Below are 20,746 nucleotides of genomic sequence, written 5' to 3' on the forward strand. Positions count from 1 at the left end.
TGGCCCCCGTCCGGCCGCGCGGGTCTCCGCAGTGGTACCCCGCGCCCCCGCCCCGCGGCAAGCCCCCGCTCCGCCGCAACTCCCTTCGGGGCGTCAGGAGTTCTCGGGGAGGACGGGGAAGCGGCGCGGGGCCGCGCAGAGGAGGACGAGGAGGGCGGCGAGGGCCGCGGCGGCGGCGCCGAGGAAGACGTGGTCCACGGCCGCGGTCACCGCCGACCGCAGGTACTCCGTACCCTCCGCGCCCAGGGCCCCCGGCCGCTCCAGCGCCCGCGCGACCCCGTCGAGGTGGTCCGGCATTCCGGGTACGGGGGCCCCGGCGAGCCGCGCCGCGAGGGTGGCGTTGGCGACGGCCCCGAAGAGGGCCGCGCCGACGCTCTGGCCGACCTGGCGGCAGAAGAGCACGGACGCGGTGGTGGTGCCGCGCTCCGACCAGCCGACGGTGGACTGCACCCCGACGATCAGGGGGAGTTGGAAGAGTCCCAGGGCGGCGCCGAGGGCGAACATGAGCAGGGCGGGCTGCCAGGGCTGCGCGGGGTGGGGGAGCAGCGGGAAGGCGGCCAGGCACAGCAGGGCGAGGGTGATGCCGAGGACGGCGGTGTTGCGGAAGCCGATGCGCCGGTAGACGTGCTGGCTGAGGGCCGCCGACAGCGGCCAGCTCAGCGTCATGGTGCTCATGACCAGCCCGGCGGCCACCGCGTCGAGTCCGAGCACCGACTGGGCGTACGTGGGCACGAAGACCACGGGTGCGATCATCAGCACGCCGAGCGCCGCCATGGCCAGGTTGACGGTGGCGATGGTGCGCCGGCGCCAGACCCAGCCGGGCAGGATCGGGTCCGCGGCGCGGCGCTCCACCGCGACGACGGCGGCGGCGAGCACGGCGGTCGCGGCGAACAGGCCCAGGGAGGGCGCGGAGAGCCAGGGCCAGGCCGTCCCGCCCTGCACCAGGGCGAGGAGCAGCAGCCCGCCGCAGAGGAACACGCCGAGGGCGCCGGGCCAGTCGAGGGGGCGGCGGGCGGCCCGTTCGCGCTGCGGCTCGCGCAGGTGGCGGGCGGTCAGCCAGAGGGTCAGGGCGCCGACGGGCAGGTTGACGAGGAAGATCCAGCGCCAGTCGGCGTACGTGGCGAGGAGTCCGCCGAGGGCGGGGCCGGCCACCGCGGACACGGCCCAGACGCTGGACATCCGGGCCTGGATCCGCGGCCGCTCGCTGAGGGGGTAGAGGTCGGCGGCCAGGGTCTGCACGGTGCCCTGGAGGGCGCCGCCGCCCAGTCCCTGGAGGATCCGGAAGGCGATCAGGGCGGCCATGTCCCATGCGGCGGCGCACAGGGCCGAGCCGAGGAGGAAGAGGGCCGCGCCGAAGAGCAGGACGGGCTTGCGGCCGAGGGCGTCGGACAGCTTGCCGTACACGGGCAGGGAGACGGTGACGGCGAGGAGGTAGCCGGAGAAGAGCCAGGAGAAGACGGAGAACCCGCCGAGGTCGCCGACGATCTGGGGTACGGCGGTGGAGACCACGGTGCCTTCGAGGGCCACCAGGGCCATGGCGAGCATCATCGCGGCGACCACGGGCCGGCCGGGCCCGGCGGGCGGGGCCGCACCGGGCGCGGCCCCGCGGCCGGTCCGGGTGGCGCTGCCGTGCGTGCGGCCGTGCGCGCTGCCGTCGGTGCTGCCGTGCGGACCGCTCTCCCCTGCGCCCACCGAAGTCCTTTCACTGTGCATGTAGTTGCCCGGGACACCTTCTCACCGGGCGGCGCCCGGGGGAATCCCCGAGAGCGCCTCGTCCGAGGGGCGGACATCCCCTAGGGGGACTTCCGTACTTCGGCCCAGGGGCCTTTCGTCCCGGCGGAGGACGTGAGCGGCCGGACGGTGTCCTTAACTGGTTCCTACAGGGCGGGGGTGGGGCTAACCCCCGGAGCGATACGCCCAGGGGCACCAGGGCGCAGGGGGAACCGCCCGGACAGACTTCCCGAAGACGCCAGACGATCGAACGAGGAGAAGAACCGTGACTACGGCTGTGACCATTCCCCGGCACGGGGGTACGGGCGGGCGTACGGCCGTCGCCGCGCGGGCGCGCCAGGTGCTGAAGGCGTACGGGTCGGGGGAGACCCGGGTCGTCGCGCTCGACCACGTGGACGTGGACATCCTCCGCGGCCAGTTCACCGCGATCATGGGGCCCTCGGGCTCCGGCAAGTCCACGCTGATGCACTGCCTGGCCGGGCTGGACACGGTCTCGGGCGGGCAGATCTTCCTGGACGACACCGAGATCACCGGCCTGAAGGACAAGAAGCTCACGCAGCTGCGCCGGGACCGGATCGGCTTCATATTCCAGGCGTTCAACCTGCTGCCGACGCTCAACGCCCTGGAGAACATCACGCTCCCGATGGACATCGCGGGCCGCAAGCCCGACGCGGAGTGGCTGAACCGGGTCGTGGAGACCGTGGGCCTGGCCGGGCGCCTGAAGCACCGGCCCACCCAGCTCTCCGGCGGCCAGCAGCAGCGCGTGGCCGTGGCCCGGGCCCTCGCGGCCCGCCCCGAGATCATCTTCGGGGACGAGCCCACCGGCAACCTGGACTCCCGGGCCGGCGCCGAGGTCCTCGGCTTCCTGCGCCGCTCGGTGGACGAGCTCGGCCAGACCATCGTGATGGTCACCCACGACCCCGTCGCCGCCTCCTACGCGGACCGGGTGCTCTACCTCGCCGACGGCCGGCTCGTGGACGAGATGCAGAACCCCACCGCCGAGCAGGTCCTCGACCGCATGAAGGACTTCGACGCGCGCGGGCGGACGTCATGACCGTCCTCAAGACCTCGATGCGCAACTTCCTCGCGCACAAGGGGCGCATGGCGCTGTCCGCCGTCGCGGTCCTGCTGTCCGTGGCCTTCGTCTGCGGCACGCTGGTGTTCACGGACACCATGAACACCACCTTCGACAAGCTCTTCGCCGTCAGCGCCGCCGACGTCACCGTCAGCCCCAAGGGCGCGGGCGGCGGCGGGGACACCCCGCAGCGCGGCAAGCCCGAGTCCCTGCCTGCCTCCGCGGTGGACAGGGCGGCGAAGGCGCAGGGCGCCGCGTCTGCGGAGGGCGTGGTCTTCTCCACCGCGGTGACCGTCGTGGACGCGGACAACGAGAACATGGGCTCCACCACCGGAGCCCCCACCATCGCCGCCAACTGGAACGCCAACGAGCTGCGTTCGATGGAGATCACCTCCGGGAACGCCCCGCGCGGCCCCACCCAGGTGATGGTCGACGCGGACACCGCGGACAAGCACGGGCTCAAGCTGGGTGACGAGCTGCGCACCATCGCCGTCACCGGCGACGTCCGCGCGAAGATCTCCGGCATCGCCTCCTTCAAGGTGACCAACCCCGGTGCGGCGGTGGTCTACTTCGACACCCCCACCGCCCAGCAGGCCCTGCTCGGCAAGCCCGGCGCGTTCACCCACATCAACGTGGTCGCGAAGGAGGGCGTCTCCGACGAGCAGCTGAAGAAGGCCGTCGCCGCCGAACTGGGCACCGGCTACAAGCTGCTGACCGCCAAGGAGTCCGCGGACGAGGGCCGCAAGGACATCGGCTCCTTCCTCGACGTGATGAAGTACGTGATGCTCGGCTTCGCCGGGATCGCCTTCCTCGTCGGCATCTTCCTGATCTTCAACACCTTCTCCATGCTGGTCGCCCAGCGCACCCGCGAGATCGGCCTGATGCGCGCCATCGGGGCCGGCCGCGACCAGGTCAACCGCTCCGTGCTCGTCGAGGCCCTGCTCCTCGGCATCGTCGGCTCGGTGCTGGGCGTCGGCGCGGGCGTGGGCCTGGCCGTCGGGCTCATGAAGCTCATGGGCCAGATGGGCATGAACCTGTCCACCGACGACCTGACCGTCCTGTGGACCACCCCGGCCCTCGGCGTGTTCCTCGGCATCGTCGTCACCGTCGTCGCCGCGTACGTCCCGGCCCGCCGGGCCGGCAAGGTCTCCCCGATGGCCGCGCTGCGCGACTCCGGCTCCCCGATGGACCGCAAGGCGGGCGTCGTACGGGCCGTCCTGGGCCTGGTCCTCACCGGGTCCGGCGCCGCCTGCCTCTACCTGACGACTGCGGCCGAAGCGGCCGCCAAGGGCTCGCTGTGGCTGGGCCTGGGCGTGGTCCTGACCCTGGTCGGGTTCATCGTGATCGGCCCGCTGCTGGCGGGCGCCGTGGTCAAGGTGCTCTCCGGGGTCGTGCTGCGGCCCTTCGGCTCCGTCGGCCGCCTCGCCGAGCGCAACGCCCTGCGCAACCCGCGCCGCACCGGCGCCACCGGCGCCGCCCTGATGATCGGCCTGGCCCTGGTGGCCTGCCTGTCGGTGGTCGGCTCCTCGATGGTGGCCTCCGCGACCGAGGAGCTGGACCGCTCCGTGGGCGCCGACTACATCGTCACCTCGCAGACCGGACAGCCGGTGATGCCGCAGACCGAGGCCGCCATGCGCAAGGTCGAGGGCCTGGCCCACGTCACGGCGTACCGCGGGGTCGACGCCACGATCACCTCGCCCGACGGGAAGAAGGTCCAGGAGAGCCTCAGCACCACCGACCCGACCTACGCCGAGGACGTCCGCCGCGAGATGGTCGCCGGCAAGCACGCCGACGCCTACGGCAAGGACGCCATCGCCGTCGGCTCGCTCTACGCCGACGCGCACAAGGTCAGGGTCGGCGACCGGCTCAAGGTCGCCTTCAAGGGCGGCGAGACCGCCTCCCTGCGGGTGGCCGCCATCGCCTCCGACAGCGGCAACCTCGACAAGGGCGCCATGTACGTCAGCACGGCCACGGCCGAGCGGTACCTGTCCGCCGACCGGATGCCCCGCCCGTTCATGCTGCTCGCCAAGGCCGAGGAGGGCACGGCCGACGCCACGTACGAGCAGCTCAAGACGGCCCTGGCCGCCTACCCGCAGTACAAGGTGCTCGACCAGGCCGACTACAAGCAGGACCTGAAGGACCAGGTCGGCCAGCTGCTCAACATGGTGTACGGGCTCCTGGCCCTCGCGATCATCGTCGCGGTGCTGGGCGTGGTGAACACCCTGGCCCTGTCGGTGGTCGAGCGGACCCGCGAGATCGGCCTGATGCGCGCCATCGGCCTCTCCCGCCGCCAGCTGCGCCGCATGATCCGCCTGGAGTCGGTGGTCATCGCCCTCTTCGGCGCCCTGCTGGGGCTGGGGCTGGGCATGACCTGGGGGGCCGCGGCCCAGCAGCTCCTCGCGCTGGAGGGCCTGAACGTGCTCGAGATCCCCTGGCCGACCATCCTGACCGTGTTCGTCGGCTCGGCCTTCGTGGGTCTGGCCGCCGCCCTGGTCCCGGCCTTCAGGGCCGGCCGGATGAACGTCCTGAACGCCATCGCGACCGACTGAGCCGCGGGTCGGGGGAGCAGCGGGGCCCGGTACGCCGTACGCGGCGGACCGGGCCCCTCCGCGTACGGGGTGCGGCGTCCGGTGCGGCCGCCGTCAGCCGGTGCGCTTGAGGAGCACGAACCCGTGGGCGGTGCCGGCCCGGACGTACTCGGCCGAGGGGTGCAGCTGGCGGGCGTAGCCGAGGGGGTCGGGGACCCAGTCGGTGGAGTTGTCGAAGACGATCCAGTCGGGCACCTCGTCCTTGGCCCCGCCGATCCAGAAGACCCGGCAGCGGGAGGCCAGCCGCGAGATCGGCGCGATGTCCGCCTCCACGCTCGCGCCGTCGGGGATCCGCGCGAACAGCTCCTCGATCTCGGTGACGCGCTGCGTCTTCTCGTACGTGCGGCCCTCGGTCAGGGTGCCCAGCGGCAGCGAGGGGGTCAGGGCCAGGGCGGCGGCGGCCGCGGCGGCGGGCAGCTGGAGGGCGGCGGAGCGCAGCCAGGGCCGGGAGCTGCGCCGGGAGCGGTCGACGGCGTCGACGAGGGCGAGCAGGACCACGGGCATCAGGACGGCGTTGTAGTGCCAGTCCGTGCCCCAGTAGTGGTCGTCGCCGGAGACCATGCGCCAGCCGAGGGTGGGCAGGGCCACCAGCAGCAGGGGCGAGCGCAGGGCGAGCAGGGCGGTGGTGGGGAGCAGTACCCACAGCAGGGTGCGGAGCTTGGTGCCGAGCCCGTCGAGGGGGCCGCGGGCGTCCTGGATCTTGTTCCAGTAGTCGTAGTCGCCGCCGGTGTTGAAGGCGGGGATGAGGACGAAGAAGGTCAGGACGGCGGCGACGATCCCGAAGGCGGCGGCCGCGAGGGCCCAGCGGGCGGCCCGAGGATCGTTTCTCCAGGCGCGCAGGGCCACCACGAGGGCGAGGGCGGCCACCGTCACCCCGAGGTCCTCCTTGACGAGGACCAGCGGCAGGGCCCACAGCAGGGCGGCCCGGTGGCGGCGGGCGAGCAGGGCCTCCAGGGAGAAGGCGAGCAGCGGCACCGCGAAGCAGATCTCGTGGAAGTCGAACTCCACCGCCCGCTGGATCCCCCAGGACAGCCCGAAGGCCACCCCGATCGCGAGCCCCCGCCCGGGCCCCAGCAGCCGCTGGGAGGCCCGGGTGACGGGTATCGCGGCCAGCGCGAACAGGGCGGCCTGCACCACGAGGAGGGTGACGGGGGAGGGGAAGAGCCGGTACGCGGGGGCGATCAGGGCGGTGACCGGGCTGAAGTGGTCGCCGAGTATGTGCGTGCCCGGGCCCTTGAGGTCGGACACCGGCGCCTGGAGGTGCGCGTACCCGCGGATCGCCTGCTCGAAGATCCCGAGGTCCCAGGACATCGTCTCCAGCCGCCGGTACCGCAGCACGCTGAGCGCCGTGTACGCGGCGAAGAGCAGCCCGGCCAGGGCGTACGGGGTGTACGGCACCCAGTCCCGGACCGGCCGCGCCCCCTGCGGCCGGGGTCCGCCGGCCGGGGCGGGCCGCGGCCCGGGCAGCGGGGGTGCGGCCGCGGCGGTGGTGCCGCTGTGGTCGGGGGACTCGGGCGCGGCGGAATCGGGGAGGCGGGAGGGGGTGGGCATGTGCGGGGTCCTCGGTTCAGCCGGCCGGCGGGAAGGTCGGGTGGTACGCACCGTCGGTGCTGGGCGGGACGGCCGTCGTGGTCGGGCCCCGGAGCGGGCCCGCCGTCGAACCGTACGCCGAGGTGGACCCGGGAGGCGAAGGCGAGCCCGCCGGACCGGCCGCGGCACCGGCGGCCGTCGCGGTCGGCGGCGGCCCGTACGACGGCGAGGACGCCCCGGCCCCGGAGTCCGCCCCCGGGCCCGTACCCGAGGGCGCCCCGGACCCCGAGGGCGTTCCGGCCCCCGAGGGGTCCCCGGACCCGGACGGGTCCCCGGCACCGGAGGAGCCGTCCGCCCCCGACGGCTCCCCGGACCCCGAAGGATCCCCCGAGCCCGAGGGCGTACCCGAGCCCGAGGGCGTACCCGAGCCCGGTGCGACCGGCGGTGCCGTGCCCGATTCCGAGGGCAGCTCCGGCTGCTGCTGCCCCTGCCGGTCCGGCCCCGGACCCGCAGGCCGCACGAGCTCCGGCTGCGCCCCCAGCGCCAGGCCGCCCAGCACCCCGCCCGCGGCGAGCACGCACACGGCCCCCGCGGCGAGCAGCGCGAGCCGCCTGCGCCGCCGCCGGCTGCCGCGCCGCACCACCTCCGACACGTCCGCGGGCACGGCCAGCCTCCCGGCCTCCCGCGCGGCGCCCTTCAGCGCCTCGGCGAGCGGATCAGACATCGGCGGTCTCCTCCAGACGGGGCCGCAGCGCGGCCCGGGCACGGGACAGGTGGGTCTTGACGGTTCCGGCGGAGATCCCCGTCTCGGCGGCGACCTGCTCCACCGACAGGTCGCACACGTAGTGCAGGACGGCCACCCGCCGCTGCCGCTCCGGCAGCCCGCGCAGCGCCTCGACCAGGGCCACGGTCCCGGGCTCCGGGGCCGGGGCGGCCCCGGGCGCCCCGTGCCGCCGCCAGGCCTCCGCGGACACCCGACGGCGCCGCCGCCGGCTCACGGCCAGCCGCCAGGCCACCGTACGGATCCACGCCTGCGGCCCCAGGTCCCGGCTGATCCTGGCCCGGCGGTCCCAGGCCCGCACGAAGGCCTCCTGGACCACGTCCTGCGCCTCGTGCAGGTCGCCGGTCATCAGGTACACCTGTCCCACCAGCTGCTGGGCCGAGTGAGCGTAGAACTCCTCGAACTCCTCGACGGTCAAAACGGCTCCCGGTGGTGGACAGGTCTCACCGGGTATACGCACGGGCCCCGCCCCCCGGTTGACACGCATCCGCACGTTTTTTCGCCTCCCCCCGCCCGGGAACGCGAAGGACCCCGGCCCGCACGGTGCGGGCCGGGGTCTCTGCGCCCCGCCTCAGACGGCCAGGACGGGCACGTCGTAGAGAGGGATGTACTGGTCGCGGGTCACGTCTGCTCCGGGGTACTCGGCCCGAAGGCCTCGGCGAACCCGGGATCGTCGGGATCGTCGGAGATTCCGGAGTGACGGCATTCCCACGCGCGGGCTGGGCGGCGGCGCCGTAGGGTGGGAGGCCCCGGCCCGTGCCACGTGTCGGGTGCTTCGCGTGGCCTCTTCGCGAGGCGACGACCGGGTGCGCAACCGGGGCCCGGTCCCGGAAGAACCGCCGACCACCACGGATGGAAAGCCTCCTCATGAGCCTGCACGGACTGCTCGACGCCGTCATCCAGGATCCCGCGCTGGACGAGGCCGTCAAGGCCGCCGGCGACGGCAACCGCATGCACGTCGACCTCGTCGGGCCCGCTGCCGCGCGGCCCTTCGCGGTGGCCGCGCTGGCCCGGCGGACCGGGCGGACCGTGCTCGCCGTCACCGCCACCGGCCGCGAGGCCGAGGACCTGGCCGCCGCGCTGCGCTCGCTGATGCCCGCGGACCTCGCGCACACCGTCGTGGACTACCCGTCCTGGGAGACCCTGCCGCACGAGCGGCTCTCGCCCCGCAGCGACACCGTCGGCCGTCGGCTGGCCGTACTGCGCCGGCTCGCGCACCCCGGCAAGGACGACCCGGCCGCGGGCCCCGTCTCGGTGGTCGTGGCCCCGATCCGGTCCGTGCTCCAGCCGCAGGTCAAGGGGCTGGGCGACCTGGTGCCGGTGGCCCTGCGGCAGGGGGAGAGCGCCGACCTCGGCGAGGTCACCGAGGCCCTGGCGGCCGCCGCGTACGCCCGGGTGGAGCTGGTGGAGAAGCGCGGGGAGTTCGCCGTGCGCGGCGGGATCCTCGACGTGTTCCCGCCCACCGAGGAGCACCCGCTGCGCATCGAGTTCTGGGGTGACGAGGTCGAGGAGATCCGCTACTTCAAGGTCGCCGACCAGCGCTCCCTGGAGGTGGCCGAGCACGGGCTGTGGGCCGCGCCCTGCCGCGAGCTGCTGCTGACCCCGGAGGTCCGGGCGCGGGCCGCGGAGCTGGCCGCGGCCCACCCCGAGCTGGGCGAGCTCCTCGGCAAGATCGCCGAGGGGATCGCCGTCGAGGGCATGGAGTCCCTGGCCCCGGTCCTCGTCGACGACATGGAGCTGCTGCTCGACGTGCTGCCCGCCGGGGCGATGGCCGTGGTCTGCGACCCCGAGCGGGTCCGCACCCGGGCCTCCGACCTGGTGGCCACCAGCCAGGAGTTCCTCCAGGCCTCCTGGGCCGCCACCGCGGGCGGCGGCGACGCCCCCATCGACGTGGGCGCCGCCTCCCTGTGGGGCATCGCGGACGTCCGCGACCGGGCCCGCGAGCTCGGCATGATGTGGTGGTCGGTGTCCCCCTTCGCCGCCGACGAGGAGGCCGGCAGCGACACCCTCAAGCTCGGCATGCACGCCGCCGAGTCCTACCGCGGCGACACCGCCCGCGCCCTCGCCGACACCAAGGGCTGGCTGGCCGACGGCTGGCGCACGGCGTACCTGACCGAGGGCCACGGCCCGGCCGCCCGTACCGTCGAGGTGCTCGGCGGCGAGGGCATCCCCGCCCGCCTGGAGGCCGACCTCGCCGCCTTCGAACCCGCGCTCGTCCACGTCTCCTGCGGCTCCCTCGACACCGGCTTCGTCGCCCCGGTCCTCAAACTGGCCGTGCTCACCGAGACCGACCTGACCGGCCAGCGCACCGCCACCAAGGACCTGGGCCGGATGCCCACCCGGCGCCGCAAGACCATCGACCCGCTCACCCTGGCCGCGGGCGACTACATCGTCCACGAGCAGCACGGCGTCGGCCGCTACCTGGAGATGGTGCAGCGCACCGTGCAGGGCGCCACCCGCGAGTACCTGCTCGTCGAGTACGCCCCCGCCAAGCGCGGCCAGCCCGGCGACCGGCTGTACATCCCCACCGACCAGCTGGAGCAGGTCACCAAGTACGTCGGCGGGGAGGCCCCCACCCTGCACCGGCTGGGCGGCGCCGACTGGACGAAGACCAAGGCGCGGGCGAAGAAGGCCGTCAAGGAGATCGCGGCCGACCTCATCAAGCTGTACAGCGCCCGCATGGCGGCCCCCGGGCACACCTTCGGCCCCGACACCCCCTGGCAGCGGGAGCTGGAGGACGCCTTCCCGTACGCCGAGACCCCCGACCAGCTGACCACGATCGCCGAGGTCAAGGAGGACATGGAGAAGTCCGTCCCGATGGACCGGCTGATCTGCGGCGACGTCGGCTACGGAAAGACCGAGATCGCCGTCCGGGCCGCCTTCAAGGCCGTGCAGGACGGCAAGCAGGTCGCCGTGCTGGTGCCCACCACCCTGCTCGTCCAGCAGCACTACGGCACCTTCTCCGAGCGCTACAGCCAGTTCCCCGTGGTCACCCGGGCCCTGTCCCGCTTCCAGACCGACACCGAGGCCAAGGCCACCCTGGAGGGGCTCAAGGAGGGCTCGGTGGACGTGGTCATCGGCACCCACCGGCTGTTCTCCTCCGAGACGAAGTTCAAGGACCTCGGGCTCGTCATCGTCGACGAGGAGCAGCGCTTCGGCGTCGAGCACAAGGAGCAGCTGAAGAAGCTCCGCGCCAACGTGGACGTCCTCACCATGTCCGCCACCCCGATCCCCCGCACCCTGGAGATGGCGGTCACCGGCATCCGCGAGATGTCGACCATCACCACCCCGCCGGAGGAGCGGCACCCCGTCCTCACGTTCGTCGGCCCGTACGAGGAGAAGCAGATCGGCGCGGCCATCCGCCGCGAACTCCTGCGCGAGGGCCAGGTCTTCTACATCCACAACCGCGTCGAGTCCATCGACCGGGCCGCGGCCAGGCTGCGCGAGATCGTGCCCGAGGCGCGGATCGCCACCGCCCACGGCCAGATGTCGGAACAGGCCCTGGAGCAGGTCGTGGTCGACTTCTGGGAGAAGAAGTTCGACGTGCTCGTCTCCACGACGATCGTCGAGTCGGGCATCGACATCTCCAACGCCAACACCCTCATCGTCGAGCGCGGCGACAACTTCGGCCTCAGCCAGCTGCACCAGCTGCGCGGCCGGGTGGGCCGCGGCCGCGAGCGCGGGTACGCCTACTTCCTGTACCCGCCGGAGAAGCCCCTCACCGAGACCGCGCACGAGCGGCTCGCGACCATCGCCCAGCACACCGAGATGGGCGCGGGCATGTACGTGGCCATGAAGGACCTGGAGATCCGCGGCGCGGGCAACCTCCTCGGCGGGGAGCAGTCCGGCCACATCGCGGGCGTCGGATTCGACCTGTACGTGCGCATGGTCGGCGAGGCCGTCGCGGACTACCGCAAGTCCCTGGAGGACGGCGGGGAGGGCGCGGAGGAGGAGCAGCTGGAGGTCAAGATCGAGCTGCCCGTCGACGCGCACGTCCCGCACGACTACGCCCCCGGCGAGCGGCTGCGCCTGGCGGCCTACCGCGCCATCGCCTCCGCGAACTCCGAGGAGGACATCCGGGCGGTCCGCGAGGAGCTCACCGACCGGTACGGCAAGCTGCCCGAGCCGGTGGAGAACCTGCTGCTGGTGGCGGGTCTGCGGATGCTCGCGCGGGCCTGCGGGGTCGGCGACATCACCCTCCAGGGCAGCAACATCCGCTTCGGTCCGGTGGAGTTGAGGGAGTCCCAGGAGCTGCGCCTCAAGCGGCTCTACCCCGGGGCGGTGCTCAAGCCGGCCGCCTCGCAGGTGCTGATCCCGCGCCCGAAGACGGGCAAGATCGGCGGCAAGCCGCTGGTCGGACGCGAACTGCTCGCCTGGACCGGGGAGTTCCTGACCACGATCCTGGGGTCCTGACCGCGGTCCCGGATCCCCGGATCCCGGGCCCGGACAAACCGGGAGCCGCCCGCGCCGGACGCGGGCGGCTCCCGAAGTGCCCTACTTGGTGGGGTCCTCGTCGATGCCGAGCTTGGTCTCGATCTGCTGCTGGGCCTGGTCGACCTTGTCGGCGTACTTGCCGCCGGTCTTCTCGTTGATCTGCTGCTCGGCGGCGTCGGACATCTCCTTCGCCTTGTCCCGGCCACCCTTGAACCTGTCGAAAATCCCCATGCGAGGGCTCCTTCCGTGTCCCGTTTGTGACGGTACGCGCCCTTCGGGGTTTTCGCTCGCCGAGGGGGTGAAAAGCCCGGGACGGCACGGTGTCTAGGATCGGGCCCCATGCGCCGTCACCCCGCCTCCGCCGCCCTGCTCCTCGCCTGCGCCCTGACGGCTGCGGCCGCCCTGGCGGGCTGTACGGGGCAGGGGGGTGCGGGGGCCGGGCCGGGGCCGGGCGGGGCGGGCGCCGCGGCCGGCGGCCCGGCGCTGGCCGCGGTGGACGCGCTGACGGTGAAGGGGCGGGCCCCGAAGACGGGTTACGCGCGCGAGGAGTTCGGCCGGGCCTGGCTGGACACCGACGGCAACGGCTGCGGGACCCGCGAGGACATCCTCGCCCGCGACCTGAAGGACACCCGGTACAAGGACGCCCGCCGCTGCAAGGTGGCCTCCGGGGTGCTGGAGCGCGACCCGTACACGGGCCGCCGGCTGGAGTTCCGCCGCGGGGACGGCTCCATAGACGTCGACCACGTGGTCGCGCTGTCGGACGCCTGGCAGAAGGGGGCCGGGGGCTGGGAGCGCCGCAAGCGGATCGCGTTCGCCAACGACCTTATGTTGGCGGTTTAGATGTCTCACGGTGGTGTGTCGCAGGGGAGAGGTGGTCGCGTGGCCAGGCGGTGTCTCACGAGCGGCGTGCTGCATGCCGGGGCTGTACTGGTTGTCGGGACGGTCCTGGCGGGCTGCACGGGCGGCGGACTCTCCGGAGAAGGCGGTTCGTCGGGCGGTGGCTCGTCATCGTCAGCCAAGTACGGATCCAGCCCTTTGGCCGCGCCCGACGGCACGAAGCCGGGGCTGGCCCCCGTCTCGTCCGAGAAGGACGAGACGGCAGCTCATGAGCTGATCTCCAAGCTGCCGACCAAGGGGCGAGGGCCGAAGACGGGCTATGACCGCGGCGAGTTCGGCTACGCGTGGATGGACACGGCGGACGGCGTACCGCTGGCGAGGAACGGCTGTGACACGCGGAACGACTTGCTGAAACTCCACGGACGCAACGTTCGGTTCCGCGCCGGTTCCGACTGCGTGGTCGTGTCGATGGACCTGTACGACCCGTACACCGGCAAGGACATCGTCTGGAAGAAGTCGAAGGCCGCGGAGGTCCAAATAGACCACGTAGTGCCGCTGTCCTACGCGTGGCAGATGGGCGCGGCCCGCTGGAGCAAGGAGAAGCGGCAGCGGCTGGCCAACGACGTGCTGAATCTTCTGCCGGTCTCGGGCTCCGCGAACTCCGCCAAGCGGGACTCGGGCCCGGCGTCCTGGCTGCCGCCGAACAAGGCGATCCGCTGCTCGTACGCGGTGCGGTTCGCCCAGGTGGCGCTCAAGTACGACCTCGCCGTGACGCCAGCGGATAGGGCGACGATGTTGAAGCAGTGCCAGGACTGACAGCATCCCCATGACCGTCCCGACCCGGGGCTACGCAGCCCCCGCCGGACGTGGTGGCTAAGGTGCGCAGTCATGGACGCTGCTGATCTCGACCATCAGGCCCGGACATTGTCCGGCTGCATTCCCCCTCTCCTGGTCTCCCGGCTTCTTGAGCTCGGCCACCATGACGAGGTGGAGTCCCAGGCTCGTTGTGGGGAATGGTTCTGCGCGCGGGCATGGGCGCGGTTGATCGGTGACCAGGGTCGGCAAACCCAGGCGTTGGAGGTGCTTGCTCCGTACGTTGCCACGGGCTGGTGGCCGGCCGCCCGGCACCAGGCGGAACTGCTGGAGAGCTGGGGGCGGGCAGAGGAGGCGATCACTCTGTCCCGCCCGTATGCGAGCACGGGAGGGTCCCCCCTGGAGTTCTTCGCGCGCCTGCTGGCCCGGTACGGGCATACGGACGAGGCGGTCACTCGACTGAGCGCCGGAATCGAAGACCCCCTTCTCGCCGCCGCGCTGGTCGACATCGTCGGAGGAACAGGCCGGGACGAAGACATCGCCGCGCTGCTGGCTGCGCGGATCCCGGCGCAGCACCGCTGTGACAGCCCATGGTGCTGCCGCGGCCTCGACCCCGACTACGCGATCGGGCTGCTTGCCACCATCCGGGAACGCCAGGGCCGTATCGACGAAGCGACGCACGGGCCCGATCCCACCCCGAGGGCGGAACCTCGTACGCGGCGCCGCACATCGCCGAGCTGCTCGCCGGCGCCGGACGCATCGAGGAGGCTGTTGTCGTTCTCGAACAGCACGCCTCCGCGAACAGAAACGACCTTGCCAACCACCTCATCGACCTGGGGCGCGTCAACGACGCCGTCGCACTCCTTCAGCAGCGTGCTTGCGAGCCGGTTGTGCCTGCCCAGACCGGCTCGTTCTTCAACGATCCCCCCTTCTGATTCCGCCTCTTACGGCTGCCCGGCAGACAACACTCAAGTCGGACAGAGAGGAGGCTCGTCGCGTGTGTCCAGGCGGTTGAGCTGCCTGACCACACTTGCTTGTCCCCTGGCAAGTTGACCCTGGAGCCGACGGGCATCCGCCTCCAGCTCCGCGTTCCTGAGGGCCAGGACCTGGATCTGGTTCGCGTACGCCGCGACGGTGGCACGCAGTTCCCTGATCTCGTCCGCCTTCTCCTTCCGGAGCTCCCGCTCGGACTGTTTCAGGCGGGTGATCTCCTGCCTGAGCTCGTCGGACTCCGGACGCCTGGCCTCGGGAGAGCTGAGAATCCCCTTGATCACTGCGGCGACGGGAGATCGGTAGTACGAGGCCCTGGAGACGCCGGCTTCGGCGCAGATGTTCACCGCCGATGTCTGGCCATCGGTGATCTCGGGGCGGCCGAGCATGAGCTGCTCGAAGGCGCGCATGATCTTGTGATCGATGTCGGTCAGGCCGGGGTTCTCCCGGGCCAGGCGGGCGAAGGCTGTGCGGACGGTCAGGAGGGTTTCGTTCGTGGAATCCGTCATCGGCGGGTGTCCTCGTGGTTGATCTCGGCGATCAGGTGGGTGAGCGTGGCCAGGTGCTCGGTGATGGCGAGGTGCTGGAGTCGCGGGAGGTCGGTTGCCTCGCCCAGTTCTGCTTGTGCCATGTCGTGTGCCCGCTCCAGGCGAGGCAGATGGACGGCGGAGCGCCGCGAGTTGGGGCAGCGCATGCACATGTCGAGCATGGGGACGGGGCGTCCCAGTGGCTTGGCCCGCTTGCGGCACACGGCCGTCTCCGCCTGGTAGAAGCAGTCGTTCAGGACGCCGGGGTGCAGGGTCTTCGTCAGGTGTTGCAGCAGCGTCCTCAGCCGGGACGGGCTGGCCACCGCGCCCGGCAGGTCCCCGAGTTCACGGCGGATGCGGTCGAACTCGGCCTCGATGCGCTGGGCGGCGCCACCTGCGGAACGACCGCCCTCGTTCCAGTCGTGGTAGAGGTCCTCGACGTAGTCGAGCTTGGCAACGGCTTCCTCGGCGGCGACCTCGTCGGCGAAGCCGGAGGCGGAGGTTCCCGCGTATCCCTCGAACATGGTGATCGCGGCGTGCTTGTACTGGCGGGCGCCCGCGACCACGCCGAAGGGCTGGTGGGCGATGTGCCAGGCGAGACTGCGCCGGAACTGCCTGGTGTCGAAGGCCCAGGGAAGCGCCGTGGGCTCTGGCGCGTCTTCCTCGACCTCGTCTTCTGCGTCCGGTGAGTGCGCGTCCGGGGGCGTTGTCGTCAGCGGGATGTAGAGCTCATCCGCCGTGCTGAAGAGATCGTTGAGGTGGTCGCGGAAGGCTCTGATGCGCCGGGGCATGTTGCTGAGGAGTACGTACCCGTTGCGGCCGCCACCGTCGTAGCCGAAGAGGTGGCCCGGGTCGTCGTTGATCTCCCTGAGAACGGCGACAGCCCTGTGTACGACATCGAGGACCACCCACTCTGCCTCGTCCCCGCTGAGCTTGCGGTCCTTCCCCTTGTAGACCCGTCCGCGGAGTTTGTACCGGGGCCGCCCGTCGGCGCCGGTTTCGGTAGTGGCGCAGTCGCGGTCCAGCTCACGAACTTCCACGTCCCGCATCCCTGACAGGTAAGCGATGACGATCCAGCACGCCGTTCGCAGGAAGGACAGCTCGTTGGCCAACGTGAAGGGGCTGAGTCGTGGGCGCCACGGCCTGCCGGTGGTCGGCCACTCGGACATCGGAGTGTCCAGGCCGCCTTCCTCGTAGCCGATGTCCTCGCCGGCCTGGGCCATCAACGGTCGGAGATGTGCAGAGTTGCCGCAGCCGCTCAGAAGGGAGACGAGGCGGTGGTTGGGGCTCTGCGGTACGCCGTCGACGGTGACGGCGTCGGGGACGGTGTGCGCGGTCTCGCGGGGGAGCGCGGGGATGCCTCGACCGGCCGCTCGGCGTTCGGAGATAAGGGCCAGAACCCTTTCGCGTGCCTGGCCGTGGCCGAGGTTCTGGCCCTTGCGCGCTGCTTCGAGCGCGGAGACCTCCCGCTGGGCGGCGAGGACGTCGCCGCTGGCCTTCTCCACGTAGAAGAGCGCTGCCCGCAGCAGCGGCGCGAGGACCTCCTCGGGGATGCGTGGGGTGGCGTTCTCTCCCTTGACCCGCCGCACCCCGGCGACGGCATAGGCACTGCGGCCGTTCCAGGGCAGGACGTTCAGCCGGTCCTGGGACAGGAACGGCCCGTGGGCAGCCAGGTGCTTGAGAAGCGTGATGTTACGGACGGCATTGCCCGGGCTGGGCCTCCACCTCGTCAGCACGGCGTTCAGGTGGGTGCGGCTGACGGCGGCCAACCGTGGGGCGCCCATCTCCCGAAGGTCGTTCATCACGGCGATGAAGACGCGCAGCTCTCCGGCCGCTGCTGTGGCCTTCATGGGGCCGAGGCCCAGGGAGCCCCGGTGGAGGCGGGAGGCGACGTACTCCTTGGCCGTACGCCGTGTCAGCGGATCGCCGATCTGCGTGAAGTCGAGCCGCCACGTCCGCCAGGTGCGGGGCAGCACGCACCGCAGGTCCCAGACGTCCTCGGACAGGAGCGGACCTCGGCTCGGCAGGCCCAGAGTGAGCCGCTCCGGGAGCACGTACTCCGAGGCCGAGGACAGGTCGTGATCACCGGTTCGTGGCTTGGGGACGGCGGTCATGCGATGACCTCCAGGAACGACGCGGGCAGCAGCAGGTGATCGCTGCCGCCCTCGGCGATGGCCTGCGCCGTGGCGATCTGACGCGTACTGAATCGGGCGCGGACACCGTGGACGATGCGATCCCACGCGAGACCGAACCGCGCGGTCCACTCAGCGGCCGGATACCCCTCGCGCTGTCGCTCCAGGAAGTCCAGGAAGGACAGCAGGCTCGGCAGGTGGCGGCTGGTGAACACCGCGTTCGGGCATTCCAGGCAGCCCCAGGCCGGGACGGGGCAGGCCGCCCCGGGCTTGCGCGCGAACGGTGAGGCGAAGAAGTCACGGCAGGAGGCGAGCCATACGTCCTGCTCGCCGGAGAGCGCCGACTCGATCTCCCGCGTGGTCAGCGCCGCCTGGCCGTCGTCGAGTCGTGCGCCGTCGTCGGACAGCACTACAGGTGGTGAAAGCGCCGCGCCGAGCGCCTGCTTAAGGCCCGCCTCCACTGCCTGCTCGTGGGTCTCCTCGTGCGCGCCGATGTCCGCGTAATGCTTCGCGGCGACCGGCCGGGTGTGGCCGGAGGCGAAGTCCTCAAGGGCCCCGCCGGCGCGCAGGTACTGACGGGACTTGACGGTCTTGCGTACCCGCCGCAGGTCCAGGGCGACCGGCCCGCCGTCGCGGTCGGTGAGGCGGTCGAGCCCATGCTCGGACATCCACTGCCGGCTCATGGCCGATCCTTGCGGACCGTCGAAGGATGACCGGGCCTGCCCGTGACGACCGACGTCGCACCACAGGGCGTCGCTGCCGATCAGCTCGCGGGTGCGTTTCGTCAGACGTAGGGCCAGTCGGATCACGCCACCGGGGAAGCGCAGCGAGCCGCCATCGGTGACCCTGACCGTCTTGTGCGTGGAACCCGGGGCGCGCTTCTTGACGTAGGCAATGCTGACGTAGCCGCGTGCCGGACTCGCCAGGCAGTCGGAGCGCAGCTGTCGGATGCACTCGGGTTCCATGCCCGTCTGGCAGGCGAGCAGGAGCAGGAAAGGCACCAGGTCCCTTGCGGTGAGATGGAGACGACCGTTGAGTTCTTCTCTTCCGCCCCAGGACCGCAGGATCTTGTACGAGGCGTCGTCGGGGGTCAGCGGGCCGTGGTGGGCGATGTACCAGAGGATGTTCTCCAGCCGGTCCCATCCGTGCTGGCGCGGGTCGCGGCCCGTAGCTGCCAGCTTCTCACCCTCCAGGATTCGGTCGCGGATGCGGGCGACATCGTCCCTGGCAGCGGTCTCCAATGCGTCGAGCACTGGGAACGGATACGCGTCGAGAGGCTTCGACGCCCGGTGGGCCGATGCCGACGTGAAGCCCAGACGGGCGTGAAACGCGGCCCCGAAGGCGTCGGGGTGCGCCTCGTGCACCAGCTTCAGCAGCCGCACGAGGTACGTCATGGTGAGGTACGGCTCCTTGCTCGTCTCTCCGTACTGAGCGATCAGGCGCGTCTCGAACGCGTCCAGGAGATCGGGCTTCAGGTCACTCAGACGCAGGTCGGCGGCGAAGTCCGGGAGAGCGGCGGCCGTGAACTGGACAAACTCCCGAATGCGTTTGACGACATAGCGGACGCCATTCCGGTCACGCAGGGTGCCGGGAGCGCTGACGACTTCAGCGAGTGCAGTGCCGAGAGCTCGGGTGAGACGCGGACACGGGAGTCCTGACAGGTCGATACTCTCGGGACTTCCATTGAGATCCACGGTGAAGATCACCGGACCGATCGTCGGTACGGGCGCGGCCGCGGCGGGGGTCTCGACAGCGGCAGGGAAGCGGACGCGGCGCGGGCTCACCGATTCTCCTCCGCGTTCAAGCTGATCCGCTCGAAGGCGGCGGCCTGTTCGTCCCAGTCGCCGAGTGCCGCGAGCACGATCTCCTGGGCCTCGTCAAGCACGTCGAGGTACGAGTAGACGGTCGCTTCGTGGCGATGGCCGAGCAGGAGCTGGAGCTTGCGCAGAGGGTTGCCGATGAGCAGGCGCTTCACCTCCGCGTGGGTGAATCGGCGGTCCTCGCGCATGCCGAGCGCCCGGACGGTCTGCCGCAGCAGGAGGCCGAGCATGTGCACCGCGAACGTGTGCCGCAGGGTGTGCGGGTGGACGTCGAAATCGAGCCCGAAGGCGGCACACCGCTCGTTCGCCCGTTGGAAGACCGACTGCCAGGTACTGCGCCGCAGCGGCAACCCGTTCTCACCGAGCCACAGACAGAGGGGGCCGACCACTCCTCCTCGACCGTCGACCTGGACGAGCCGTGCCCGGTCCGCCGCGCCGATACGCGAGTAGGACCAGCTGGATCCGTTTTCGACTACGAGCGCGTGCCGGTTCGCCCGACGTACCGGCAGACGGTCCGCAAGCGCCTCGTACACGTTCTGGACGCCTCGTCGCTGCACCAGCTCGTCCCGCTCGATACCGACGTAGTGGTGCAGGTCGCGGGCCACCCGGGGACGGACGTACACCGTGCGTGCCTTGCCGCGCTTTGCCACGGCGGCCGAGACGGTGATGTCGCCGATCAGACGTCTGCCGGTCACCGGCGGCAGTTCCGTCGTCAGCAGGCTCGCGGCCTCGCCCAACCGCATGCCGGTGCACACCAGGAGATCGGCGAAGAGAGCGTTGCGTTCGCCGTTGCGCCCACGCCACTTGGCGTCCGGGGAGCCGTCCGGCAGCAGTCCTCGCAGGCCGACGTCCCGCCAGAGCATGAAGTCCTCGTGCGACAGGAACCGGATCGGCTGCCGGGGCGTCTCGGGCTCGGCGTCCGCGTTGACTCGTACTCGCTGCGGTCCCTGCGGCGACACCACGGTCTTGTCGACGTACCGGAACGGCTCCGCTGACAGCAGTTCCTCGCACAGCGACCACTGCACCCACTTGTCGAGCGCGGCGATGGAACGGTTCCAGGTCGCCACGGACACGCTGCCCGGTCCGTCGCCGTGCAGGCGTACGGCCTTGTATGCACGGAGGTCGGCGCCGTCCGTGTCCCAGATGGACTTGCCGCCCCGGGACTCGTGGAGGAAGCGGCAGTAGAGCATGACGTCGGTGCTGTAGGCGATGCGGCTGTTCTCCGATCGCACGCCCCAGTGCTCCAGGTCGCGGAGGAAGCGGTTGAGGTGGAGGTCGTAGGTGCCGTCCGGCCCGAGGATGAAGGGTCTGCCCTTGTCGGCGCCGGCTCGCCGAAGCACCGCGTCCCCATCGAAGGGAACTGCATGGCCGAGTGTTGTCCGGTGCAGCAGTACCGGTGTCTCGGTGCCGGTACCCGTGTCCTCTGACTCCATCGCGTGCAAGCCACCCTCCCCGTGTGAGACAAGCTGTACGCGCACATAACGGAGA

Annotated in this window: 14 protein-coding genes; 5 read left to right on the plus strand and 9 right to left on the minus strand. The window is 71.6% G+C overall.

Annotation, left to right across the window (positions count from 1 at the left end):
* Positions 1 to 93: 93 nt before the first annotated feature.
* The gene (locus tag ACZ7JZ_RS06855) at positions 94 to 1,713 is read right to left on the minus strand and encodes an MFS transporter (protein ID WP_470933984.1); all 1,620 of its coding nucleotides are present in this window, start codon (positions 1,711 to 1,713) and stop codon (positions 94 to 96) included.
* A 283-nt stretch (positions 1,714 to 1,996) separates the two neighbouring features.
* On the opposite strand from ACZ7JZ_RS06855, the gene ACZ7JZ_RS06860 reads away from it, so the two are divergent.
* Together ACZ7JZ_RS06860 and ACZ7JZ_RS06865 are read left to right on the plus strand one after the other, a co-directional pair.
* Positions 1,997 to 2,785, plus strand: a complete 789-nt coding sequence (locus ACZ7JZ_RS06860; RefSeq protein ID WP_470933986.1) for an ABC transporter ATP-binding protein — start codon at positions 1,997 to 1,999, stop codon at positions 2,783 to 2,785.
* Positions 2,782 to 5,355: an ABC transporter permease gene (locus tag ACZ7JZ_RS06865; protein ID WP_470933988.1), complete on the plus strand. Its 2,574-nt coding sequence runs from the start codon at positions 2,782 to 2,784 to the stop codon at positions 5,353 to 5,355. The genes ACZ7JZ_RS06860 and ACZ7JZ_RS06865 overlap by 4 nt, the downstream gene beginning before the upstream one ends.
* 93 nt (positions 5,356 to 5,448) lie before the next feature.
* Here the strand turns inward: ACZ7JZ_RS06865 and ACZ7JZ_RS06870 are convergent, their stop codons facing one another.
* Genes ACZ7JZ_RS06870 through ACZ7JZ_RS06880 form a run of 3 tightly spaced genes read right to left on the minus strand, consistent with a single transcriptional unit; the run spans position 5,449 to position 8,123 of the window.
* On the minus strand, positions 5,449 to 6,945 hold the full coding sequence (locus ACZ7JZ_RS06870) for a DUF2079 domain-containing protein (RefSeq protein WP_470933990.1): 1,497 nt from the start codon (positions 6,943 to 6,945) through the stop codon (positions 5,449 to 5,451).
* A gap of 16 nt (positions 6,946 to 6,961) precedes the next feature.
* Positions 6,962 to 7,648, minus strand: coding sequence for a hypothetical protein (locus ACZ7JZ_RS06875; RefSeq protein ID WP_470933992.1), 687 nt, complete (start codon positions 7,646 to 7,648; stop codon positions 6,962 to 6,964).
* Entirely contained in the window at positions 7,641 to 8,123 is a 483-nt protein-coding gene (locus ACZ7JZ_RS06880; RefSeq protein WP_470933994.1) for a SigE family RNA polymerase sigma factor, read from the minus strand. Before ACZ7JZ_RS06880 ends, ACZ7JZ_RS06875 begins: the two co-directional genes overlap by 8 nt.
* A 449-nt stretch (positions 8,124 to 8,572) precedes the next feature.
* Between ACZ7JZ_RS06880 and mfd the strand changes: the two genes are divergently transcribed.
* Positions 8,573 to 12,118, plus strand: coding sequence for a transcription-repair coupling factor (gene mfd, locus ACZ7JZ_RS06885; protein WP_470933995.1), 3,546 nt, complete (start codon positions 8,573 to 8,575; stop codon positions 12,116 to 12,118).
* A gap of 81 nt (positions 12,119 to 12,199) precedes the next feature.
* On the opposite strand, the gene ACZ7JZ_RS06890 is transcribed toward mfd, so the two are convergent.
* Positions 12,200 to 12,370 carry an antitoxin gene (locus ACZ7JZ_RS06890; RefSeq protein WP_470933996.1) on the minus strand — a complete coding sequence of 57 codons (171 nt, stop codon included), beginning with the start codon at positions 12,368 to 12,370 and terminating at the stop codon, positions 12,200 to 12,202.
* A 108-nt stretch (positions 12,371 to 12,478) separates the two neighbouring features.
* Between ACZ7JZ_RS06890 and ACZ7JZ_RS06895 the strand changes: the two genes are divergently transcribed.
* Positions 12,479 to 12,979, plus strand: coding sequence for an HNH endonuclease family protein (locus ACZ7JZ_RS06895; RefSeq protein ID WP_470933997.1), 501 nt, complete (start codon positions 12,479 to 12,481; stop codon positions 12,977 to 12,979).
* Entirely contained in the window at positions 12,980 to 13,792 is an 813-nt protein-coding gene (locus ACZ7JZ_RS06900; RefSeq protein WP_470933998.1) for an HNH endonuclease family protein, read from the plus strand.
* A gap of 965 nt (positions 13,793 to 14,757) precedes the next feature.
* Here ACZ7JZ_RS06900 and ACZ7JZ_RS06905 read toward each other — a convergent pair.
* From ACZ7JZ_RS06905 to ACZ7JZ_RS06920, 4 genes are read right to left on the minus strand one after another with little or no spacing between them, the layout of a single operon-like run.
* Positions 14,758 to 15,288 carry a hypothetical protein gene (locus tag ACZ7JZ_RS06905; protein ID WP_470934000.1) on the minus strand — a complete coding sequence of 177 codons (531 nt, stop codon included), beginning with the start codon at positions 15,286 to 15,288 and terminating at the stop codon, positions 14,758 to 14,760.
* Positions 15,285 to 17,420 carry a hypothetical protein gene (locus ACZ7JZ_RS06910; RefSeq protein WP_470934002.1) on the minus strand — a complete coding sequence of 712 codons (2,136 nt, stop codon included), beginning with the start codon at positions 17,418 to 17,420 and terminating at the stop codon, positions 15,285 to 15,287. Before ACZ7JZ_RS06910 ends, ACZ7JZ_RS06905 begins: the two co-directional genes overlap by 4 nt.
* Complete coding sequence (locus ACZ7JZ_RS06915; protein WP_470934004.1) at positions 17,417 to 19,222, minus strand: hypothetical protein; 1,806 nt, start codon at positions 19,220 to 19,222, stop codon at positions 17,417 to 17,419. Before ACZ7JZ_RS06915 ends, ACZ7JZ_RS06910 begins: the two co-directional genes overlap by 4 nt.
* Complete coding sequence (locus ACZ7JZ_RS06920; RefSeq protein WP_470934200.1) at positions 19,219 to 20,691, minus strand: tyrosine-type recombinase/integrase; 1,473 nt, start codon at positions 20,689 to 20,691, stop codon at positions 19,219 to 19,221. Before ACZ7JZ_RS06920 ends, ACZ7JZ_RS06915 begins: the two co-directional genes overlap by 4 nt.
* Positions 20,692 to 20,746: the final 55 nt, after the last annotated feature.

It is taken from the genome of Streptomyces sp. NPDC038213 (assembly GCF_055600495.1).